Source organism: Streptomyces griseochromogenes, from assembly GCF_001542625.1.
GTDB lineage: Bacteria > Actinomycetota > Actinomycetes > Streptomycetales > Streptomycetaceae > Streptomyces > Streptomyces griseochromogenes.
Genome location: NZ_CP016279.1, coordinates 8,722,183 through 8,739,287, shown reverse-complemented (window position 1 = coordinate 8,739,287; position 17,105 = coordinate 8,722,183). Strand labels below are relative to the sequence as shown.

Sequence of the window (17,105 nt, the reverse complement as noted above, 5' to 3'; positions counted from 1 at the left end):
TGCCCGCCCCTGTGGGGAAGCATTCCGCGCACGGACGGGTTCGACGAGAGCGAGTACGCCGTCGGCGCCGCCGAGCTGGGCATGGAGGTCGAGAGGACGGCACGAGCGACCGTCGGTACGCGCAGAGCCCCCGCCCGGAGAAGGACTCCGGACGGGGGCTCTGCCGTACCGCTGTGCGGCTCCCGAGCCTTACAGACCCAGCTCGGCGCTGAACTCGCCGGTCTCGAGGATCTGCTTGACCGTCGTCAGGTAACGGGCCGCGTCGGCGCCGTCGACCAGGCGGTGGTCGTAGGAGAGCGTCAGGTAGGTCATGTCGCGGACGCCGATGACCGTGCCCTCCTCGGTCTCGATGACGGCCGGACGCTTGACCGTGGCACCGATGCCGAGGATCGCGACCTGGTTCGGCGGCACGATGATCGTGTCGAACAGCGCGCCGCGCGAGCCGGTGTTGGAGATGGTGAAGGTCGCGCCGGACAGCTCGTCCGGGGTGATCTTGTTGGCGCGGACCTTGCCGGCCAGGTCGGCCGTGGCCTTGGCGATACCGGCGATGTTGAGGTCACCGGCGCCCTTGATGACCGGGGTCATCAGGCCCTTCTCCGAGTCCACCGCGATACCGACGTTCTCGGTGTCGAAGTAGGTGATCGTGCCCTCGGCCTCGTTGATCCGGGCGTTGATGACCGGGTGGGCCTTCAGCGCCTGGGCGGCGGCCTTGACGAAGAACGGCATCGGGGAGAGCTTGACGCCCTCGCGGGCCGCGAAGGAGTCCTTCGCCTGGCCGCGCAGCTTCATCAGGCGGGTGACGTCGACCTCGACGACCGACGACAGCTGGGCCTGCTCGTGCAGCGCCTTGACCATGTTGTCGCCGATGACCTTGCGGATGCGGGTCATCTTGACGGTCTGGCCGCGCAGCGGGGAGACCTCCAGCGCCGGAGCCTTCTTGGCGGCGGCCGGGGCGGCGGCAGCGGCCGGGGCCGGAGCGGCCGCGGCGGCCTTCGCGGCCTCGGCGGCGGCGATGACGTCCTGCTTGCGGATACGGCCGCCGACGCCGGTGCCCTTGACAGCGGCCAGGTCGACGCCGTTCTCGGCGGCGAGCTTGCGCACCAGCGGGGTGACGTAGGCGCCCTCGTCCGTCGCCTGGGCGGCGGGGGCGGGAGCGGCCGGAGCCGGGGTGACCGGGGCCGGAGCCACCGGCGCGGGGGCCGGGGCGGCCGGAGCCGGGGCGGCGGCGACCGGGGCGGGCGCGGGCGCCGGAGCGGCCGGGGCCGGGGCGGCCGGAGCCACCGGGGCCGGGGCAGCGGGGGCCGGGGCCGGAGCGGCGGGGGCCGGGGCGGCGGCCGGAGCCGCACCCGCGGCGCCGATGACGGCGAGCTTGGCGCCGACTTCGGCGGTCTCGTCCTCGCCGACCACGATCTCCAGCAGCACGCCGGAGGCGGGCGCCGGGATCTCGGTGTCGACCTTGTCCGTGGAGACCTCGAGCAGCGGCTCGTCGGCCTCGACGCTCTCGCCGACCGCCTTCAGCCAGCGGGTGACGGTGCCCTCGGTGACGGACTCACCGAGCGCGGGCAGGACCACGTCGGTGCCCTGGGCGCCACCGGCCGGGGCAGCGGGGGCGGCCGGGGCCGGGGCGGCGGGGGCCTCGGCGACGGGGGCCGGGGCGGGCTCTGCGGCCGGGGCCGGAGCCTCGGCGGCCGCGGGGGCCGGAGCGGCAGCGGGCGCGCCCGTGCCGTCGTCGATGACGGCCAGCTCGGCGCCGACCTCGACCGTCTCGTCCTCGGCGACCTTGATGGAGGCCAGCACACCGGCGGCGGGCGAGGGAATCTCGGTGTCGACCTTGTCGGTCGAGACCTCGAGCAGCGGCTCGTCGGCCTCGACGCGCTCGCCCTCTGCCTTCAGCCAGCGGGTGACAGTGCCCTCGGTGACGCTCTCACCGAGCGCCGGAAGGGTTACGGAAACCGCCATGGTTTCGGTTGCTCCTAACGAATTGCGGAAGTCTGTGTCGTCGCGCCCGTTGACCGAAGGCTCAGTCGTGGGAGTGCAGCGGCTTGCCGGCGAGCGCCAGGTGCGCCTCGCCCATCGCCTCGTTCTGCGTCGGGTGGGCGTGGATGAGCTGGGCGACCTCGGCCGGCAGCGCCTCCCAGTTGTAGATCAGCTGGGCCTCGCCGACCTGCTCACCCATGCGGTCGCCGACCATGTGGACGCCGACCACGGCACCGTCCTTCACCTGGACGAGCTTGATCTCGCCCGCGGTGTTCAGGATCTTGCTCTTGCCGTTGCCCGCCAGGTTGTACTTCAGAGCGACGACCTTGTCCGCGCCGTAGATCTCCTTGGCCTTGGCCTCGGTGATACCGACGGAGGCGACCTCCGGGTGGCAGTACGTCACCCGCGGCACACCGTCGTAGTCGATCGGAACGACCTTCAGACCGGCCAGACGCTCCGCCACCAGGATGCCCTCGGCGAAGCCGACGTGCGCGAGCTGGAGCGTCGGGACGAGGTCGCCGACGGCGGAGATGGTCGGAACGTTGGTCCGCATGTACTCGTCGGCCAGGACGTAGCCGCGGTCCATGGCGACACCCTGCTCCTCGTAGCCGAGGCCCTGGGAGACGGGGCCGCGGCCGACGGCGACGAGCAGGACCTCGGCCTCGAACTCCTTGCCGTCGGCGAGGGTGACCTTCACACCGTCCTGGGTGTACTCGGCCTTCTGGAAGAAGGTGCCGAGGTTGAACTTGATGCCGCGCTTGCGGAACGCGCGCTCAAGAAGCTTCGAGCTGTTCTCGTCCTCGACCGGGACGAGGTGCTTCAGGCCCTCGATGACGGTGACGTCCGAGCCGAAGGACTTCCACGCCGAGGCGAACTCGACGCCGATGACACCGCCGCCCAGGATGATCGCGGACTTCGGCACGCGGTCCAGGACGAGGGCGTGGTCGGAGGAGATGATCCGGTTGCCGTCGATCTCCAGGCCCGGCAGCGACTTCGGCACGGAGCCGGTCGCCAGCAGGACGTGGCGGCCCTGGACGCGCTGGCCGTTCACGTCGACGGAGGTCGGGGAGGACAGCCGGCCCTCACCCTCGATGTAGGTCACCTTGCGGGAGGCGATCAGGCCCTGCAGACCCTTGTACAGGCCGGCGATGACGCCGTCCTTGTACTTGTGGACGGCCGGGACGTCGATGCCCTCGAAGGTGGCCTTGACGCCGAACTGCTCGCTCTCGCGGGCCTGGTCGGCGATCTCGCCCGCGTGCAGCAGGGCCTTGGTGGGGATGCAACCCCGGTGCAGGCAGGTGCCGCCGACCTTGTCCTTCTCGATCAGGGCGACGTCCAGGCCCAGCTGCGCCCCGCGCAGGGCCGCGGCGTAACCACCGCTGCCACCGCCGAGGATCACTAGGTCGAAAACGGTGCTGGCGTCGTTCGCCACGTCACGTCCTCCATGCATGTGCGCCGTAGGCCGGTCGACGATGACCGGCGGGCGGCTGGTGTCCGGCCGCTTGATGCTTCGGCCCTTCGGTGGGGGCCCTGTCCTGCCGGGCTCCATCTTTGCACTTGTTCGAGGCGGACGAGACGCCGGGCCGGGGTGTGAGACACCCCACGTCCCCTTGAAATGAAGGCCGGGGGCATCCGACCGCAGGGGCGCGGGGCCGTGTTCGACGCGCGGCTCCGCCGCGCGGGCGCAACCCGCCCTCCCGGGGGTTCACCTGCGAGGAGGCAGGCGGTGGCAGACCCGAAGGGGCGCGGGGAACTGCGCGAACAACCCCCACGCCCCTGCGGTCGCCGTACTACGGAGCGGACCGAGCCCTCAGGCGAGTCAGCCCAGGTCACCCGCGGCTGTCAGCTCGGCGAGACGCACCAGCGTCCGTACGGCCGAACCCGTGCCCCCCTTCGGTGTGTAACCGAACGGCCCGCCCTCGTTGAACGCGGGGCCCGCGATGTCCAGGTGCGCCCAGGTGATCCCCTCGCCCACGAACTCGCGCAGGAACAGACCGGCGACCAGCCCGCCGCCCATGCGCTCGCCCATGTTCGCGAGGTCGGCGACGGGCGAGTCCATGCCCTTGCGCAGGTGCTCGGGCAGCGGCATCGGCCAGGCCGGCTCGCCGACCTCCTCCGCCGCCTCGTGCACCGCGGCGCGGAATGCCTCGTCGTTGGCCATGATCCCGAACGTCCGGCTGCCCAGCGCCAGGACCATCGCGCCGGTCAGCGTGGCCACGTCCACGATCGCGTCCGGCTTCTCCAGCGAGGCCGCCCACAGCGCGTCCGCCAGGACCAGGCGGCCCTCGGCGTCGGTGTTGAGGACCTCGACGGTCTTGCCGCTGAACATGCGCAGCACGTCACCGGGGCGGGTGGCGGTGCCCGACGGCATGTTCTCGGCCAGCGCGAGCCAGCCGGTGACATTGACCTCCAGGCCGAGGCGCGCGGCGGCGACGACCGCGGCGAACACGGCGGCGGCACCGCTCATGTCGCACTTCATCGTCTCGTTGTGACCGGCCGGCTTCAGCGAGATGCCGCCCGAGTCGTAGGTGATGCCCTTGCCGACGAACGCGAGGTGCTTGTCGGCCTTCGGGTGCGTGTACGACAGCTTGACCAGGCGCGGGGTCGCGGCCGAGCCGCCGCCGACGCCGAGGAGGCCGCCGTAGCCGCCCTTGGCCAGGGCCTTGTCGTCGAGCACCTGCACCTTGAGGCCGTGCTCCTTGGCCGCGGTCTGCGCCTCGGCGGCGAACGTCGCCGGGGTGAGGTCGTTCGGCGGCATGTTGATCAGGTCGCGGGAGCGGTTCAGCTCCTCGGCGACCGCGACGGCGCGGGCGACGGCGCCCTTGTGGGCGGCGTCCCGCGGCTTGCCGCCCAGCAGCGCGGCCTCGGCCAGCGGCGTCTTGCCGTTCTTGGCCTTGGCGTCCTTGGCGCCGTCCTTGTAGGCGTCGAAGGAGTAGGCGCCGAGCAGGACGCCCTCGCCGATCGCGCCGACGGCGCCGGGGCCGTCGACGGGCAGGGCGAACGCGGCCTTCTTGGAGCCGGCGAGAGCCCGGGCGGCCACGCCGGCCGCCTTGCGCAGGGCCTCGGCGTCGTATCCGGCGTCCTTCTCGGGCTCCGCGCCCAGGCCCACCGCCACCACGATCGGTGCCTTGAAGCCGGCCGGGGAGGGCAGTTTCGTCAGCTCGCCCTCGGCACCCGAGGCACCGAGGGTCTCCAGAACGCCGGCGAGCTTGCCGTCGTACGCCTTGTCCACGGCCTCGGCGCCCGGCGCGACAACGGGGCCCTTGGCGCCCTTGGCGACACCGACGACGATCGCGTCGGCCCGCAGGCCGGGCGCCGCGGCGGTGCTGAGAGTCAGAGCAGTCACGGTGGTGAAATCTCGCTTCCGATGTGAAGTTGCTGTGGCCGAAGGGGGGTGGGTCGACCGGGCCCGAGAGCCGACCCTAGGTCCAGGCCTGGGGGCATGTGGCAACCGGGGCCTTCACCCTGTCGGCGAACACCCGGAACGAGACTACGCGCGTGTGCCCGCTCGCTCATTCCTGCGGGTGTTCACCCGCGCGTGGCGCCGCGGTCACTTTCGGCCTTTCCGCGTCGGCGGGCGCCCCCCGCTCACCCCCGGGGTACGCCGCCCCACGCTGTGTGCTCCGCCCGTCGGAGGATCCCCTCGACCGAGGTGCCGGCCAGCAGGTCGGCGAGGGAGCGGCCGCCGGGGGAGAGCACGGGCAGCGCGTTGACCAGGAACAGCACCACCGCGACCCCCCACACCACCACCGACAGCACGAAGTGACCCTCGATCAGCAGCACACAGGCCAGGGCGTACACGGCGACGTCGGCGGCGGTGGTGACGGCGGCCCGGCGCACGCAGTGCCGGGAGCGGCGCGGGGTGACCCGCAGGCCCAGCAGGCCCTTGCCGAGGGTGCGGCCGAGCAGCGTGAGACAGGCCCACTGGTAGAGGAACGTGACGACGACGAGCGCGCCGAAGGCCTCCTCCACGTCGAGCACCACCGTGTCCCACAGCGAGAGACCGAACGCCTTGGAGGCGTCGACGACGTCCCCGCGCGAGGTCAGCAGGTCGAAGCCGCCCCGGGTGGCCAGTTCGGGTACGTCGGTCACGAGCCCGGTGATCCGGTGGAAGGTGAACACGGCGAGCAGCCAGGCCGCCGTCACCACCAGAGCGAAGTCGATGAACCAGGCCGCGGCACGGCGCAGCTTCAACACGGATGTCCCCCGATCACACACTTCTTGTCCGTGTACCGGCTAAGAGCCTAGCGACCCAGGGACAGCACCACGAGCGCGGTCGTCGCCGCCGTCTCCGCGAGAGCGCCGAACACGTCACCGGTGACCCCGCCGAACCGGCGCGTGCAGTGGCGCAGCAGGAGTTCGGCGGCGGCGAGGGACAGCGGCACCGCGGCCGCGGCGCGCAGTGCGCCGTGCGGGCCGAAGGCCGTCCCCCAGGCGGCCGCGGCGAGCGTGCAGACGGCCGCGACGGCCAGCGCGCCCGGCACCGGCACCACCCCGGCGACCGCTGCCCCGAGCCCCTCCGGGCGGGCCGCGGGCACCCCGGTGCGGGCGGCCCAGGTGAGTGCGAGCCGGGCCGCGACCGCCGAGGTCACCGCCGCCGCGGCGCCGCGCGCCCAGGAGTCGCCGTAGAGCTGCGCCAGTACGGCGGCCTGGGCCGTCAGCACCAGGACGAGGGTGATCACTCCGAACGGCCCGATGTCCGACCGCTTCATGATCCGCAGTGCGTCCTCGGCGGGCTTGCCGCTGCCCAGCCCGTCCGCCGTGTCCGCGAGCCCGTCCAGGTGCAGCCCTCGGGTCAGCGCCGCCGGTACGGCGACCGAGGCGACGGCGGCGAGCGGTTCACCGGCGCCCAGGAAGAGCAGCAGCAGCCCGAGCCCCGCCGCACAGCCGCCGACGACCAGTCCGGCCACCGGGGCGCTCAGCATGCCCCCGCGGGCGGCCTGCCGGTCCCAGCGGTGCACCCGGACGGGCAGCACGGTGAGCGTGCCGAAGGCGAAGCGAAGGCCGTCGAGAGGGGAGGTCTTGAGCACCGGCGCAGGGTACCGGGCCGTCGGAGAACCCCCTGTCGCACCCGGGGATAAAGTGCGCACATGGGGCAGTGGTGGGAGCGGAACATTCTTGAGCCGGGCAAGCTTCCACTGCTGCTGGCCCTGACCGCCTTCGTCGTCACCTTCCTCGTCACCCGGGTCATCACCCGGATGATCCGGGCCGGCAAGGGGCCCTTCGGCAACGTCGAGGCGGGCGGGCTGCACATCCACCACGTGGTCCCCGGGGTCGTCCTGACGATCGTCGGCGGCTTCGGCGCCGTCGCCAGCGACCGGCACGCCGTCGGCGGGGCCGTCGCCGCGGTCCTGTTCGGCATGGGCGCGGGCCTCGTCCTGGACGAGTTCGCGCTGATCCTGCACCTGGCCGACGTCTACTGGAGCGAGGAGGGCCGCCAGAGCGTCGAGGCCGTCGTGCTCACCGCCGCCCTGGTCGGCCTGCTGCTGGCCGGATTCTCACCGTTCGGCGTGAACGACCTGTCCGCGGACGAACTCCAGGACCGGGGCACCGTCATCGCCAACATCGGCGCGAACTTCCTCTGCTCCCTGGTCGCGCTGGGCAAGGGCAAGACCCGCGTCGCGATCTTCGGCGTGATCGTGCCCCTGATCGCGTTCGTCGGCGCCGTCCGCCTGGCCCGCCCCGGCTCCCTCTGGGCCCGCCGCTTCTACGGCCGCAGGCCCCGCGCCCGCGCCAAGGCCGCCCTGCGCGCCTACCGCCACGACCGCCGCTGGGCCCGGCCCCGGCGCATCCTTCAGGACTGGATCGGCGGCAAGCCCGACCCGCGCCCGGTACGGCTGCCCGGCCACCGGTGACGCGGCCGCAGCCGGCGCCCGTACCGGTGCCGCGCCGCGGCCAGCAGGCACAGCGTCCCCACGGCCATCAGCGCGGCCAGGTGCTCCTTGCCCGCCAGGTTCTCCTTGATCAGCACCTCGGCGACCATCGCCACGGTCACCGCGCCCGCCGTCACGTAGGCGCCGTACCGCCACGCCACGAACACGGCGAGCCCCACCACGGCCGCCGACGGACCGGTGTCCACGACCTGCGCGTCCGTCCAGGGAAGGCCGAAGGGGGCGTGCGGGCCGAGCGCGATGCCGAGGCGCGCGTACAGCGTCCCGGCGAGCGTGGCGACGTAGGCGATGGTCAGCGTCCGCCACCAGCCCAGGCAGATCTCGGCGATCCCGAACACCAGCAGGATCTGCGCCAGCGCACCCCACACCGGAAGGTCGAGCGCCGGGACGAACAGCGACAGGGGCGTGCGCAGCAGGGCCAGCCCCAGCGGGTCCTCGGCCCGTACCGCACCCACGTTCTGCACGAACTGATAGCCCCACGGCCGGTTCTGCACGTACTGCAGGAGCGCGGTCAGGCACACCGCCCAGAACGTCATCGGAGCCGCCCGCAGGCTCCGTTTGAGCAGGGGCTCGCGCACGGTGACGTACAGCAGCCCCCACTCGGCATGGGCCCAGCGGGCGAGCGTCCTCATCAAGGGTTCCTCATCGGTGCGTTTCCAGGTGCCTGCGGTGCAGCCATTTCGGCAGTCCCGGCGCCTCCAGGAAGCCCTCCGCGCGGGCCGCGGCGAGGCCGATGCGCAGCAGGTCCGCGCTCTTCTCGAAGAGCAGGAACCGCGGCTCCCAGATGGGCCGGTACTTGGCGTTGGCGCGGTACAGCGACTCGATCTGCCACCAGCGGGAGAAGAAGCTGAGCAGCGACCGCCACAGCCTCAGCACCGGACCGGCACCGAGGCGCGCGCCACGTTCGAAGACCGACCGGAACACCGCGAAGTTGAGTGAGACTTGGGTGATCTTGATCTCGCCGGCCCGGCGCAACAGCTCGATGACCATGAACTCCATCAGCCCGTTCTCGGAGTCCCGGTCGCGCCGCATGAGGTCCAGGGACAGGCCCTGCGGTCCCCAGGGCACGAAGGAGAGCAGCGCGCGCAGCGTCCCCTCGGCGTCCGTGCACTCCAGCATCACGCACTGCCCGTCCCCGGGGTCCCCGAGCCGGCCGAGCGCCATGCTGAAGCCGCGTTCGGTCGCCCCGTCCCGCCAGTCGTCCGCGCGCTCGATCAGGTACGCCATCTCGTGTGCCGGGATGTCCGCGTGCCGCCGGATGCGCACCTCGTACCCGGCCCGTCCGACCCGGTTGTAGGCCTGCCGGACGGTCCGCATCGCCCGTCCCTCAAGGGTGAACTCGGCCACTTCCACGATCGCCTCGTCGCCGAGTTCCAGCGCGTCGAGCCCGTGCCGGGCGTAGACCGTCCCCGCTTCCTCGCCCGCCCCCATCACCGCCGGGATCCACCCGTGCGCCCGCGCCTCGGCCAGCCACGGCGCGATCGCCCCCGGCCACGCCTCCGGGTCACCCAGCGGATCCCCGGAGGCGAGGCTCACCCCGCCGAGCACCCGGTAGGCGACGGCCGCCTTGCCCGTCGGCGACCACACCACGCTCTTCTCCCGGCGCAGCGCGAAGTAGCCGAGCGAGTCCCGCTCGCCGTGCCGCTCCAGCAGGGCCCGTAGCCGTGTCTCGTCGTCCTCGGTGAGCGGGTCGACGGCCCGCCGGGAGCGGAAGGCGGCGTAGAAGACGGCGAGGACGAGGATCGTGCTGAGCACGTTGATCGCCACATTGACCCAGTTGGGCGGCTCGATCCCCGGGAAGTGGTTCTCGTCCGCGGCCACCGACACCAGCCGCAGGGTGCCGTAGTGCCAGCGCTCCAGGAACGTCGAACGGGCCGCGTCCGGCGCCTGGTTGGTGATCGTCACCAGGACCCCGGCCAGCAGCGAGGCGAGCAGCCCGCCGCCGACGGCGACCGTCGCGGCGAGCCGTGGATTGGACCGGTCGCCCTTGGCGTAGAACTCCCGCCGCCCGGTCAGCAGGGCCGCGACGAAGGCCGCCGTCAGGACCAGGGAGATCCAGTTCTGTGCGTACTGTCTGATCTCGGGGAACGCCATCGCGAAGGCGAACAGGGCCAGGAAGGACCCGCTGAGCACCAGGTTCAGGATCCATGCGGCCCGTTTGCGCCGCCGCATGGTGATCGCGAGGAACGCGGTGAAGACGCCCGAGGCGAACCCGGCGGTCAGCAGGTACGGCGTGAAGAAGTTCTCCTGGTTGTGCCGGCGCACGTCCTGGCCCAGTGACACCCACACCGCGCTGAGGAAGTTGACGAAGGCGACGGCTCTCAAGTACCAGACGGCGAAGGCGGCGGCCCGCTGTGAAGCCCCGGTGGACCGCCGCCCCTGCTCACCGGCCCGTTCCGGCTCGGCCTGCTGCTCCACGGCAATTCGGGCATCTCCCATGGGGGAGGATCATATGGGGCTGCCCCGGCGAACCACACTTTTCCCACCGGTCCGGCTGACGCCCTCACCGTCGCCGCGCGGCTTCGCCCGCACGAGAACGCCCGGTTCGGCCGGTTGCGGTCCGGCGGCGCCGGCTCGGGCGTGGGGCCCGCTACTCGTCCGCCTGTTCGTCCGCCTGCTCCGCCGCCTTCTCCTTGTCCTCCCCGGCCTCCTCCGGAGCCTTCTCGGGCAGTTCGGCGGCCAGCGCGGCGGCGGCCCGCACCAGGGGCAGCGCCAGCAGCGCCCCCACCCCTTCGCCGACCTTCACGCCCTGCTCCAGCAACGGCTCCAGCGCCATCCGGTCCAGCGCCTTCGCCTGCCCGGGCTCCCCGCTGTCGTGCCCGGCCAGCCACCAGTCCGGCGCCCGGAACGCCACCCGCTGGGCGACCAGCGCACACGCGGCGGCGACCACACCGTCCAGGATCACCGGCAGCTTCCGCACCGCCGCCTGCAGCAGGAACCCGGTCATCGCGGCCAGATCGGCCCCGCCCACGGTCGCGAGCAGCTGCAGCTGATCCCCGAGCACCGGCCGCGCCCGGCGCAGCGCGTCCCGGATCGCCGCGCACTTGCGCATCCACGCCAGGTCGTCGATGGCCTGCCCGCCCCGCCCGGTCACCACCGACGCGTCGGTCCCGCACAGCGCGGCGATCAGCACGGCGGCCGCCGTGGTCCCGCCCACGCTCACATCACCGAGCACCACCAGGTCCGTCCCCGAGTCGGCCTCCTCGTCGGCGACGGCGACACCCGCCCGGAAGGCCGCCTCGGCCTCGTCCGGGGTGAGCGCGTCCTCGATGTCGATGCGACCGCTGCCACGCCGTACCCGGTGGCGTACGACGTCCTCCGGGAAGGCGTCCGGCGGGCAGTCCAGAGCCATGTCCACGACCCGCACCGGCACGTCGAGGCGGCGCGCGAGCACCGACACCGCGCTGCCCCCCTCCAGCACCGCCCGCACCAGCTCCGCGGCGCTGCCCGCGGGCCGCGCCGAGACACCGAGTCCGGCGATCCCGTGGTCACCGGCGAACAGAACCACCCGCGGCCGCTCGACCGTCCGCACCGGTACGGCACTCTGCGCGGCGGCCAGCCACTCGCCCAGCTCGTCCAGGCGCCCGAGCGCCCCGGGCGGCACGATCTGGCGCTCCCGCCGGGCCTCGGCGTCACGGCGCACGCCACCGTCCGGGCGCTCGATCAGATCGGTGAAGTCGTCCAGATTAAGGCTGCTCATTCGCCGAACAGTACCGGCAGCGATCGACGCCTTCCGCGCCACACCGCCACCACACCCTCGCGACGTCTTTGCACCCAAGATCGGGATCCCATACGTTCCGGTTTGCAGCGGAATGTCGCAAAGGGAGCCGCCCATGCCGCCCTCGCCCCTCGCCCCGCGGGCCACCGGCCCGAACGACCCCTTCCAGGAGCCGCACCGCGAGGACTGCCCGTGGTGCGGATCCCCGCGCCTGCGCACCCGGATGCGCGCCACCGACCCGCTGCGGCACCGGCCGGGCACCTTCGCCGTCGACGAGTGCCGCGACTGCCGCCACGCCTTCCAGAACCCCCGGCTCACGGCGGAGGGCCTCGCCTTCTACCACCGGGACTTCTACGAACGGCACCTGGAGGAGTTCGCCGCCCGCATCCTCTCCGCCGGTGCGGTCCGCCGCCGCCACCGCGCCACGGCCCACGCGCTGTCGGCGCTGCACGAGCCGGAGAGCTGGCTGGACGTGGGCACGGGCCACGCCCGCTTCCCGGAGGCGGCGAAGGAGTTCTTCCCCTACACCAGCTTCGACGGTCTGGACCCGACCGCCCGTGTGGAACAGGCGCTGCTGGAGGGCCGGGTCGAGGAGGCCCACCGCGGCTATCTGACCACCCCGGGGATGGCGGCCCGGCTGCGCGCCCGCTACGACGTGCTCAGCATGTTCCACCACCTGGAACACGCCCCCGACCCCCGCGCCGAACTGCGCGCCGCCCTCACCGCGCTGCGTCCCGGCGGCCACCTCGTGGTCGAAGTCCCCGACCCGCGCTGCGCGTTCGCCACACTGCTCGGCAGATGGTGGCTGCCCTACGGCCAGCCCCGCCACCTCCACCTGATGCCCCTGGCCAACCTGCGCGCGGAACTGGAGGCCCAGGGCTGCACGGTCCTCGTCACGGACCGCAGAGCCCCCCACATCCCCTACGACCTCTCAGCGGCGCTCTCCCTGGTGCTGGCCCACTTCCACCCGATCCTGAGAGCCCCCGCAGCGCCCGCGCTGGCGCTGGCCTCGGCCGTGGACCACCTTCTCGCCCCCCTGTCCGGCCTCACCCGCGTCTCCAACGCGTACCGGGTCGTGGCCCGGAAGGGGACGGACGCCGTCGGCTGACCGCGGCCCGGCGGGGGCTGGTCGCTCCCCCGAGTTCTCGGCTTCGCTCGAACCCGGGGGGACCCCCATCGCGGCGGAGCCGCACATCGATACAGCCCCGCGCCCCTTCGGGGCTCTTGGCCTTCTCAGCCCCGCAGCACCACAGCCTGCCCCGCCACCACCAGCAGCACCTGCTCGCACTCACTCGCGAACGCCGCGTTCAGCCGTCCGAGTTCATCCCGGTACCGCCGCCCGGACGCCGTCGCCGGCACGATCCCGGAACCCACCTCGTTGGACACGGCCACCACGGTCCGCCGAGTGGCCCGCACCGCCGACATCAGCTCCCGCACCCGCTCGCGCAGTGCCTTCTCGCCGCCGTCCGCCCACTCCGCGTCGTCCCACGCCCCGACCTCGTCCATCGCGTCCGTCAGCCACAGCGACAGACAGTCGATCAGCAGCGGCGGCCCCTCCACGGCCAGCAGCGGCACCAGATCGGTCGTCTCCGTCGTACGCCAGGACCCCGGCCGCCGCTCCCGGTGCGCGGCCACCCGCTCCGCCCACTCGGTGTCGCCGCCGCGCGTGCCGCCCGTCGCCACGTACAGCACCTCGGGGAACGCCTCCAGCCGCCGCTCGGCCTCCACCGACTTCCCCGAGCGCGCCCCGCCCAGCACCAGCGTCCGCCGCGGCACGTCCGGCACCTCCTCGTACGCCCCGACCACCAGCGTCGTACCGTCCGGCACGGCCCGCGCCCCCGCCGCCGCGAGCCGCCGCCGTACCTCGGCGCCCTGCGGCACGTCGTGGTCCAGATGAACGGCGATCACATCCGTCGTAGGCGTGAGGGAACCGACCGCCCGCAGCCGGGCCAGCGCGTCCGGGCGGCCCACGACGTCGGCCAGCACCATGTGGTACGTCTCCGCCGTGGCCTCCTCCAGACCGGCCGGCGCCCCGCCCGGCGGCAGGTACAGCAGCCGCTGACCGTCCGGCCCGGTCACCGCGTACCCGGTGCCGCCCGCGTCCATCGCCACGGCCCGCACCCGATGCCCCGTCAGCAGCGCCAACTCCCGCCCGTCCGGCACCCGCCCGGGCTGCGGCAGCCCGGCCGGCACCTCCATCGCGGGCCCGTCGTGCGGATGCGACAGCAGCACCTGCCGTACCCCGCCCAGCGAATGCCCGGACCGCGCGGCCGCGAACGCCGCCCCCGGCGTCAGATCGAGCAGCAGCGTCCCGTCCACCAGCAACGCGGTGGCCGCCCGCGCGTCCGCCCCCAACGCGCTCGCACACACCGCACAGGGACAGTCGGGGCGGGGCAGCCCCGCAGGAGCACCGGTACCGAGCAAAGTCACTTCCACGAGATCGATTTTCACCCGTCCTCGCAGGCGCCGCTCATCCGCAGCGCCCTAAGGGGCGCGGGGCCGTATCGATGTGCGGCTCCGCCGCGATGGGGTCCCCCCCGGGTTCGAGCGAAGCCGAGAACTCGGGGGAGCGACCAGCCCCCACCGGCCCGCAGTTCTCGGCACGACCTGAGGTGATCTAACGGCCGACCCCGCGGAGCGAATACGCTCGGACGGCGACGTGGATCAAAGGAGGCTCACATGACGGCATGGACGTGGCGGTTCGAGAAGGCCGACGGGACGGAGGTCCAGCCCGCGGTGCAGCCGGAGGACTTCACCACCCAGGGCGACGCCGAGTCCTGGATCGGCGAGTACTGGAAGGCGCTGCTGGAGGGCGGCGCGGACCAGGTACGGCTGTTCGAGGAGAACACCGAGATCTACGGCCCGATGAACCTGCACGCCGACGCGTCGTAGCCCGACGGGAGGGGTGAGGAGGGGCGGTGTCCCCTCCTCACTGCTCGCCCAGCGTCACCTCCGCACTCTTCTCGTCGCCTTCGCGCTGGAAGGCCACCTTCAACCGCTGCCCCGGTCTGTCCGCCGCCAGCGCCTCGGAGAGCTCCGTGGTCGTGGTGACCGCTGTGCCGTCCAGCTTGGTGATCACATCGCCCGGCCGCAGCCCCGCCTTGTCGGCCGCCCCGCCGCTCCTGATGCTGACCAGCGCGACCCCGGCCGGCTGGTAGCTGTCGTCCACGACCGTCCGCACGGTCACGCCGAGCGCGGCCCGCCCCGAGTCGACGACCTTGCCGCTCTTGACGATCTGGCCGGCGACCGTCTTCACCATCGACGCCGGGATGGCGAACCCGATGCCCGGCGCCGCGCTGCCGCCCAGATCGGGATCGGTGGCGGCGAGCGTGGGGATGCCGACGACCCGCCCGTCGAGGTTGACCAGGGCGCCCCCGCTGTTGCCCGGGTTGATCGCGGCCGACGTCTGGACCATGTTCGCGATGGTGGCGCCCGTGCCCCCGCCCGAGCTGCCCTCGCTGACGGTCCGTCCGGTCGCCGAGACGATGCCCTGGGTCACGCTGGACGACAGCCCGAGCGGTGAACCCATGGCCAGCACGATCTGGCCGACCTCCACCCTCTCGGAGCTCCCGAGCACCGCCGGCTTCAGCCCGGCGGGCGCCTTGTCCAGCTTGATCACCGCAAGGTCCTGGTCCGGGTACGAGTACACCAGGCGGGCGGTGAACGGCTCCTCGCTGTTGGCGGTGGTCACCTCGAAGCTCTTCTCGGAGCCGACCACATGCGCGTTGGTGACGATGTGCCCCTGCGCGTCGTACACCACACCGGAGCCCAGATCATGGCTCGCCTGGATCTGCACGACCGACGGCAGGACCTCCCTGATGACCTTCAGGTACTGGTTCTGCAGGTCGACCGCGGACAGGGGGAGCGCGGCCGGGGTGGTCGAGTCGCCCTTCTCGGCGGGCGGCTTCGGGGCCGTGCAGCCGGAGGCCGTCGGCGCGGCACACAGGAGGACGGCGGCGCAGGCGACCCTCCACAGGGCACGGGTACGGGATGCGTCCATGCCCCGAGTCTCACGTCGGGATGATCACCGAGCCTGTCGGGTACGTCCGAACGGGCTCAGCCCCGCACCCCGCACAGGTGCAGCAGCGCCGCGACACCCCGGTAGGGATCCGTCCGCCCGGCACGCTCCTCGACCGCCAGCAAGGTCTCCAGGTCCCCGGGGATCTCCGCGTCGTCCTCCGCCGTGTCGGTGAAGACCCGTACGCCGTACCAGGCGTGCAGCGGGGCGGCGATGCCGGCGAGCGTGGCGGTGAGCGCCGAGAGCCGGTCGGCGCGTACATCGAGGCCGAGGCGGTTGCGGTAGGCGGTGGTGCCGAAGGCGGACAGTGCTCCCGCCCAGTCCCCGGACAGGCCCGGCCGCATGGCGAGCGCGTCGCCGTTGCGCACCAGCAGCGACAGCAGCCCGCCCGGTGCGAGCATCCGGGCCAGACCGGCCACCAGCGGGTCGGGTTCCTCGACGTACATCAGGACGCCGTGGCAGAGCACCACGTCGAAGCTGCCCGGCAGGAAGTGCACACCGGTGTCCCGCCCGTCGCCCTGCACCAGCCGGACCCGCTCGCGGATACCTTCCGGCTCACCGGCGAGGGCCTCGCGCGCGGCCGCGATCATCGTGGCCTCCTGCTCGACGCCGGTCACCTGGTGACCGAGCCGGGCCAGCCTGAGCGCCTGTGTGCCCTGGCCCATCCCCACGTCGAGCACCCGCAGCCGCTGCCCGACCGGGAACCGCCCGGCTATCTGCTCGTCGAGCTGCCGGGCCACCAGCTCCTGCCGTACGACATCACGCAGCCCGCCCAGCTTGTGCAGCCAGGATTCGGCCGCACCCCCGGTGAAGGCGTCTGCGCTCAGGGCCGCTCTCCGCGCTTGACCTGCGGCTTGGGCAGCCGGAGCCGGCGCATCTGGAGGGAGCGCATCAGGGCGTAGGGGACGGCGCCCCGGCGGTTCTGGTCGGGGAACCGCTCCGCCAGCCGCTTCCTGAGCCGGATTCCGCTGACGGCCGCGTCGAGCACGATCAGCACGATCACGACGAGCCACAGCCACAGCGCCACGGCCTGGATCGCGGGCACCCGCACCACGCTCAGCACCAGGATCACCACGGCCAGCGGCAGGAAGAACTCCGCCACGTTGAACCGTGAGTCCACCCAGTCCCGGGCGAACTTGCGGACCGGACCCTTGTCGCGGGCCGGCAGGTACCGCTCGTCGCCGCCGGCCAGCGCCTGACGCTGCCGGTCCAGCGCCTGACGGCGCTCCTCGCGCTGACGCTTGGCGGCGTCCTTGCGCGTCGTCGGCGTGTTGGCGACACTGCGGCGCTGGGACTGGGCCTCGCTGCGCTTGGGCGTGGGCCTGCCCTTGGGGGCCTGCGGGTCTCGGGGCTGCTTGGAGTCGGTCACCGCCGCCTTGTCGGCGGGGGCCTTCTCTTCCTTGGCACGGCTACGGAACACAAAACCCAAGCGTAAGGGCTACCCGCGCATGGACCCCAGTCGACCGGGGAACGATCCGGCAACACCGGACGTCTGTAGGGG

Annotated in this window: 15 protein-coding genes; 3 read left to right on the top strand and 12 right to left on the bottom strand. The window is 72.9% G+C overall.

Going from position 1 to position 17,105, the window contains the following annotated elements; genetic code table 11:
* Positions 1 to 189: 189 nt before the first annotated feature.
* The 5 genes from sucB to AVL59_RS37905 form a co-directional block, all read right to left on the bottom strand.
* Positions 190 to 1,959: a 2-oxoglutarate dehydrogenase, E2 component, dihydrolipoamide succinyltransferase gene (sucB, locus tag AVL59_RS37925; RefSeq protein WP_067313695.1), complete on the bottom strand. Its 1,770-nt coding sequence runs from the start codon at positions 1,957 to 1,959 to the stop codon at positions 190 to 192.
* Positions 1,960 to 2,020: 61 nt separating this feature from the next.
* Positions 2,021 to 3,409 (bottom strand): dihydrolipoyl dehydrogenase, encoded by a 1,389-nt coding sequence (gene lpdA / locus AVL59_RS37920; RefSeq protein ID WP_067313693.1) that lies wholly within the window; start codon positions 3,407 to 3,409, stop codon positions 2,021 to 2,023.
* 387 nt (positions 3,410 to 3,796) lie between these two features.
* On the bottom strand, positions 3,797 to 5,323 hold the full coding sequence (locus AVL59_RS37915; protein WP_067313691.1) for a leucyl aminopeptidase: 1,527 nt from the start codon (positions 5,321 to 5,323) through the stop codon (positions 3,797 to 3,799).
* A gap of 242 nt (positions 5,324 to 5,565) precedes the next feature.
* Complete coding sequence (locus AVL59_RS37910; RefSeq protein ID WP_067313690.1) at positions 5,566 to 6,174, bottom strand: RDD family protein; 609 nt, start codon at positions 6,172 to 6,174, stop codon at positions 5,566 to 5,568.
* 47 nt (positions 6,175 to 6,221) lie between these two features.
* Entirely contained in the window at positions 6,222 to 7,007 is a 786-nt protein-coding gene (locus AVL59_RS37905) for an adenosylcobinamide-GDP ribazoletransferase (RefSeq protein WP_079147190.1), read from the bottom strand.
* 60 nt (positions 7,008 to 7,067) lie between these two features.
* Between AVL59_RS37905 and AVL59_RS37900 the strand changes: the two genes are divergently transcribed.
* Entirely contained in the window at positions 7,068 to 7,832 is a 765-nt protein-coding gene (locus tag AVL59_RS37900) for a hypothetical protein (RefSeq protein WP_067313686.1), read from the top strand.
* Here the strand turns inward: AVL59_RS37900 and AVL59_RS53770 are convergent.
* The 3 genes from AVL59_RS53770 to cobT all read right to left on the bottom strand — a co-directional run bounded on the left by AVL59_RS53770 (position 7,772) and on the right by cobT (position 11,568).
* Positions 7,772 to 8,500 (bottom strand): hypothetical protein, encoded by a 729-nt coding sequence (locus tag AVL59_RS53770; protein ID WP_067313684.1) that lies wholly within the window; start codon positions 8,498 to 8,500, stop codon positions 7,772 to 7,774. The genes AVL59_RS37900 and AVL59_RS53770 overlap by 61 nt on opposite strands.
* Before the next feature lie 10 nt (positions 8,501 to 8,510).
* Positions 8,511 to 10,307 (bottom strand): phosphatidylglycerol lysyltransferase domain-containing protein, encoded by a 1,797-nt coding sequence (locus AVL59_RS37890; RefSeq protein WP_067313683.1) that lies wholly within the window; start codon positions 10,305 to 10,307, stop codon positions 8,511 to 8,513.
* Positions 10,308 to 10,458: 151 nt separating this feature from the next.
* On the bottom strand, positions 10,459 to 11,568 hold the full coding sequence (gene cobT, locus AVL59_RS37885) for a nicotinate-nucleotide--dimethylbenzimidazole phosphoribosyltransferase (protein ID WP_067313681.1): 1,110 nt from the start codon (positions 11,566 to 11,568) through the stop codon (positions 10,459 to 10,461).
* A gap of 133 nt (positions 11,569 to 11,701) precedes the next feature.
* Between cobT and AVL59_RS37880 the strand changes: the two genes are divergently transcribed.
* Positions 11,702 to 12,694, top strand: coding sequence for a class I SAM-dependent methyltransferase (locus tag AVL59_RS37880; RefSeq protein WP_067313679.1), 993 nt, complete (start codon positions 11,702 to 11,704; stop codon positions 12,692 to 12,694).
* Positions 12,695 to 12,819: 125 nt separating this feature from the next.
* Here the strand turns inward: AVL59_RS37880 and AVL59_RS37875 are convergent, their stop codons facing one another.
* Positions 12,820 to 14,022: a bifunctional adenosylcobinamide kinase/adenosylcobinamide-phosphate guanylyltransferase gene (locus AVL59_RS37875; protein WP_067318217.1), complete on the bottom strand. Its 1,203-nt coding sequence runs from the start codon at positions 14,020 to 14,022 to the stop codon at positions 12,820 to 12,822.
* A 243-nt stretch (positions 14,023 to 14,265) separates the two neighbouring features.
* Here AVL59_RS37875 and AVL59_RS37870 point away from each other — a divergent pair, with 243 nt between their 5' ends.
* Entirely contained in the window at positions 14,266 to 14,478 is a 213-nt protein-coding gene (locus tag AVL59_RS37870; protein WP_067313677.1) for a hypothetical protein, read from the top strand.
* 37 nt (positions 14,479 to 14,515) lie between these two features.
* Here AVL59_RS37870 and AVL59_RS37865 read toward each other — a convergent pair whose 3' ends face one another.
* From AVL59_RS37865 to AVL59_RS37855, 3 genes are all read right to left on the bottom strand, one after another.
* The gene (locus AVL59_RS37865; RefSeq protein WP_067313676.1) at positions 14,516 to 15,586 is read right to left on the bottom strand and encodes a S1C family serine protease; all 1,071 of its coding nucleotides are present in this window, start codon (positions 15,584 to 15,586) and stop codon (positions 14,516 to 14,518) included.
* A gap of 56 nt (positions 15,587 to 15,642) precedes the next feature.
* Entirely contained in the window at positions 15,643 to 16,344 is a 702-nt protein-coding gene (locus tag AVL59_RS37860) for a class I SAM-dependent methyltransferase (protein ID WP_067313674.1), read from the bottom strand.
* Between the two features lie 83 nt (positions 16,345 to 16,427).
* Complete coding sequence (locus tag AVL59_RS37855) at positions 16,428 to 17,024, bottom strand: DUF3043 domain-containing protein (protein WP_067313672.1); 597 nt, start codon at positions 17,022 to 17,024, stop codon at positions 16,428 to 16,430.
* Positions 17,025 to 17,105 lie beyond the last annotated feature (81 nt).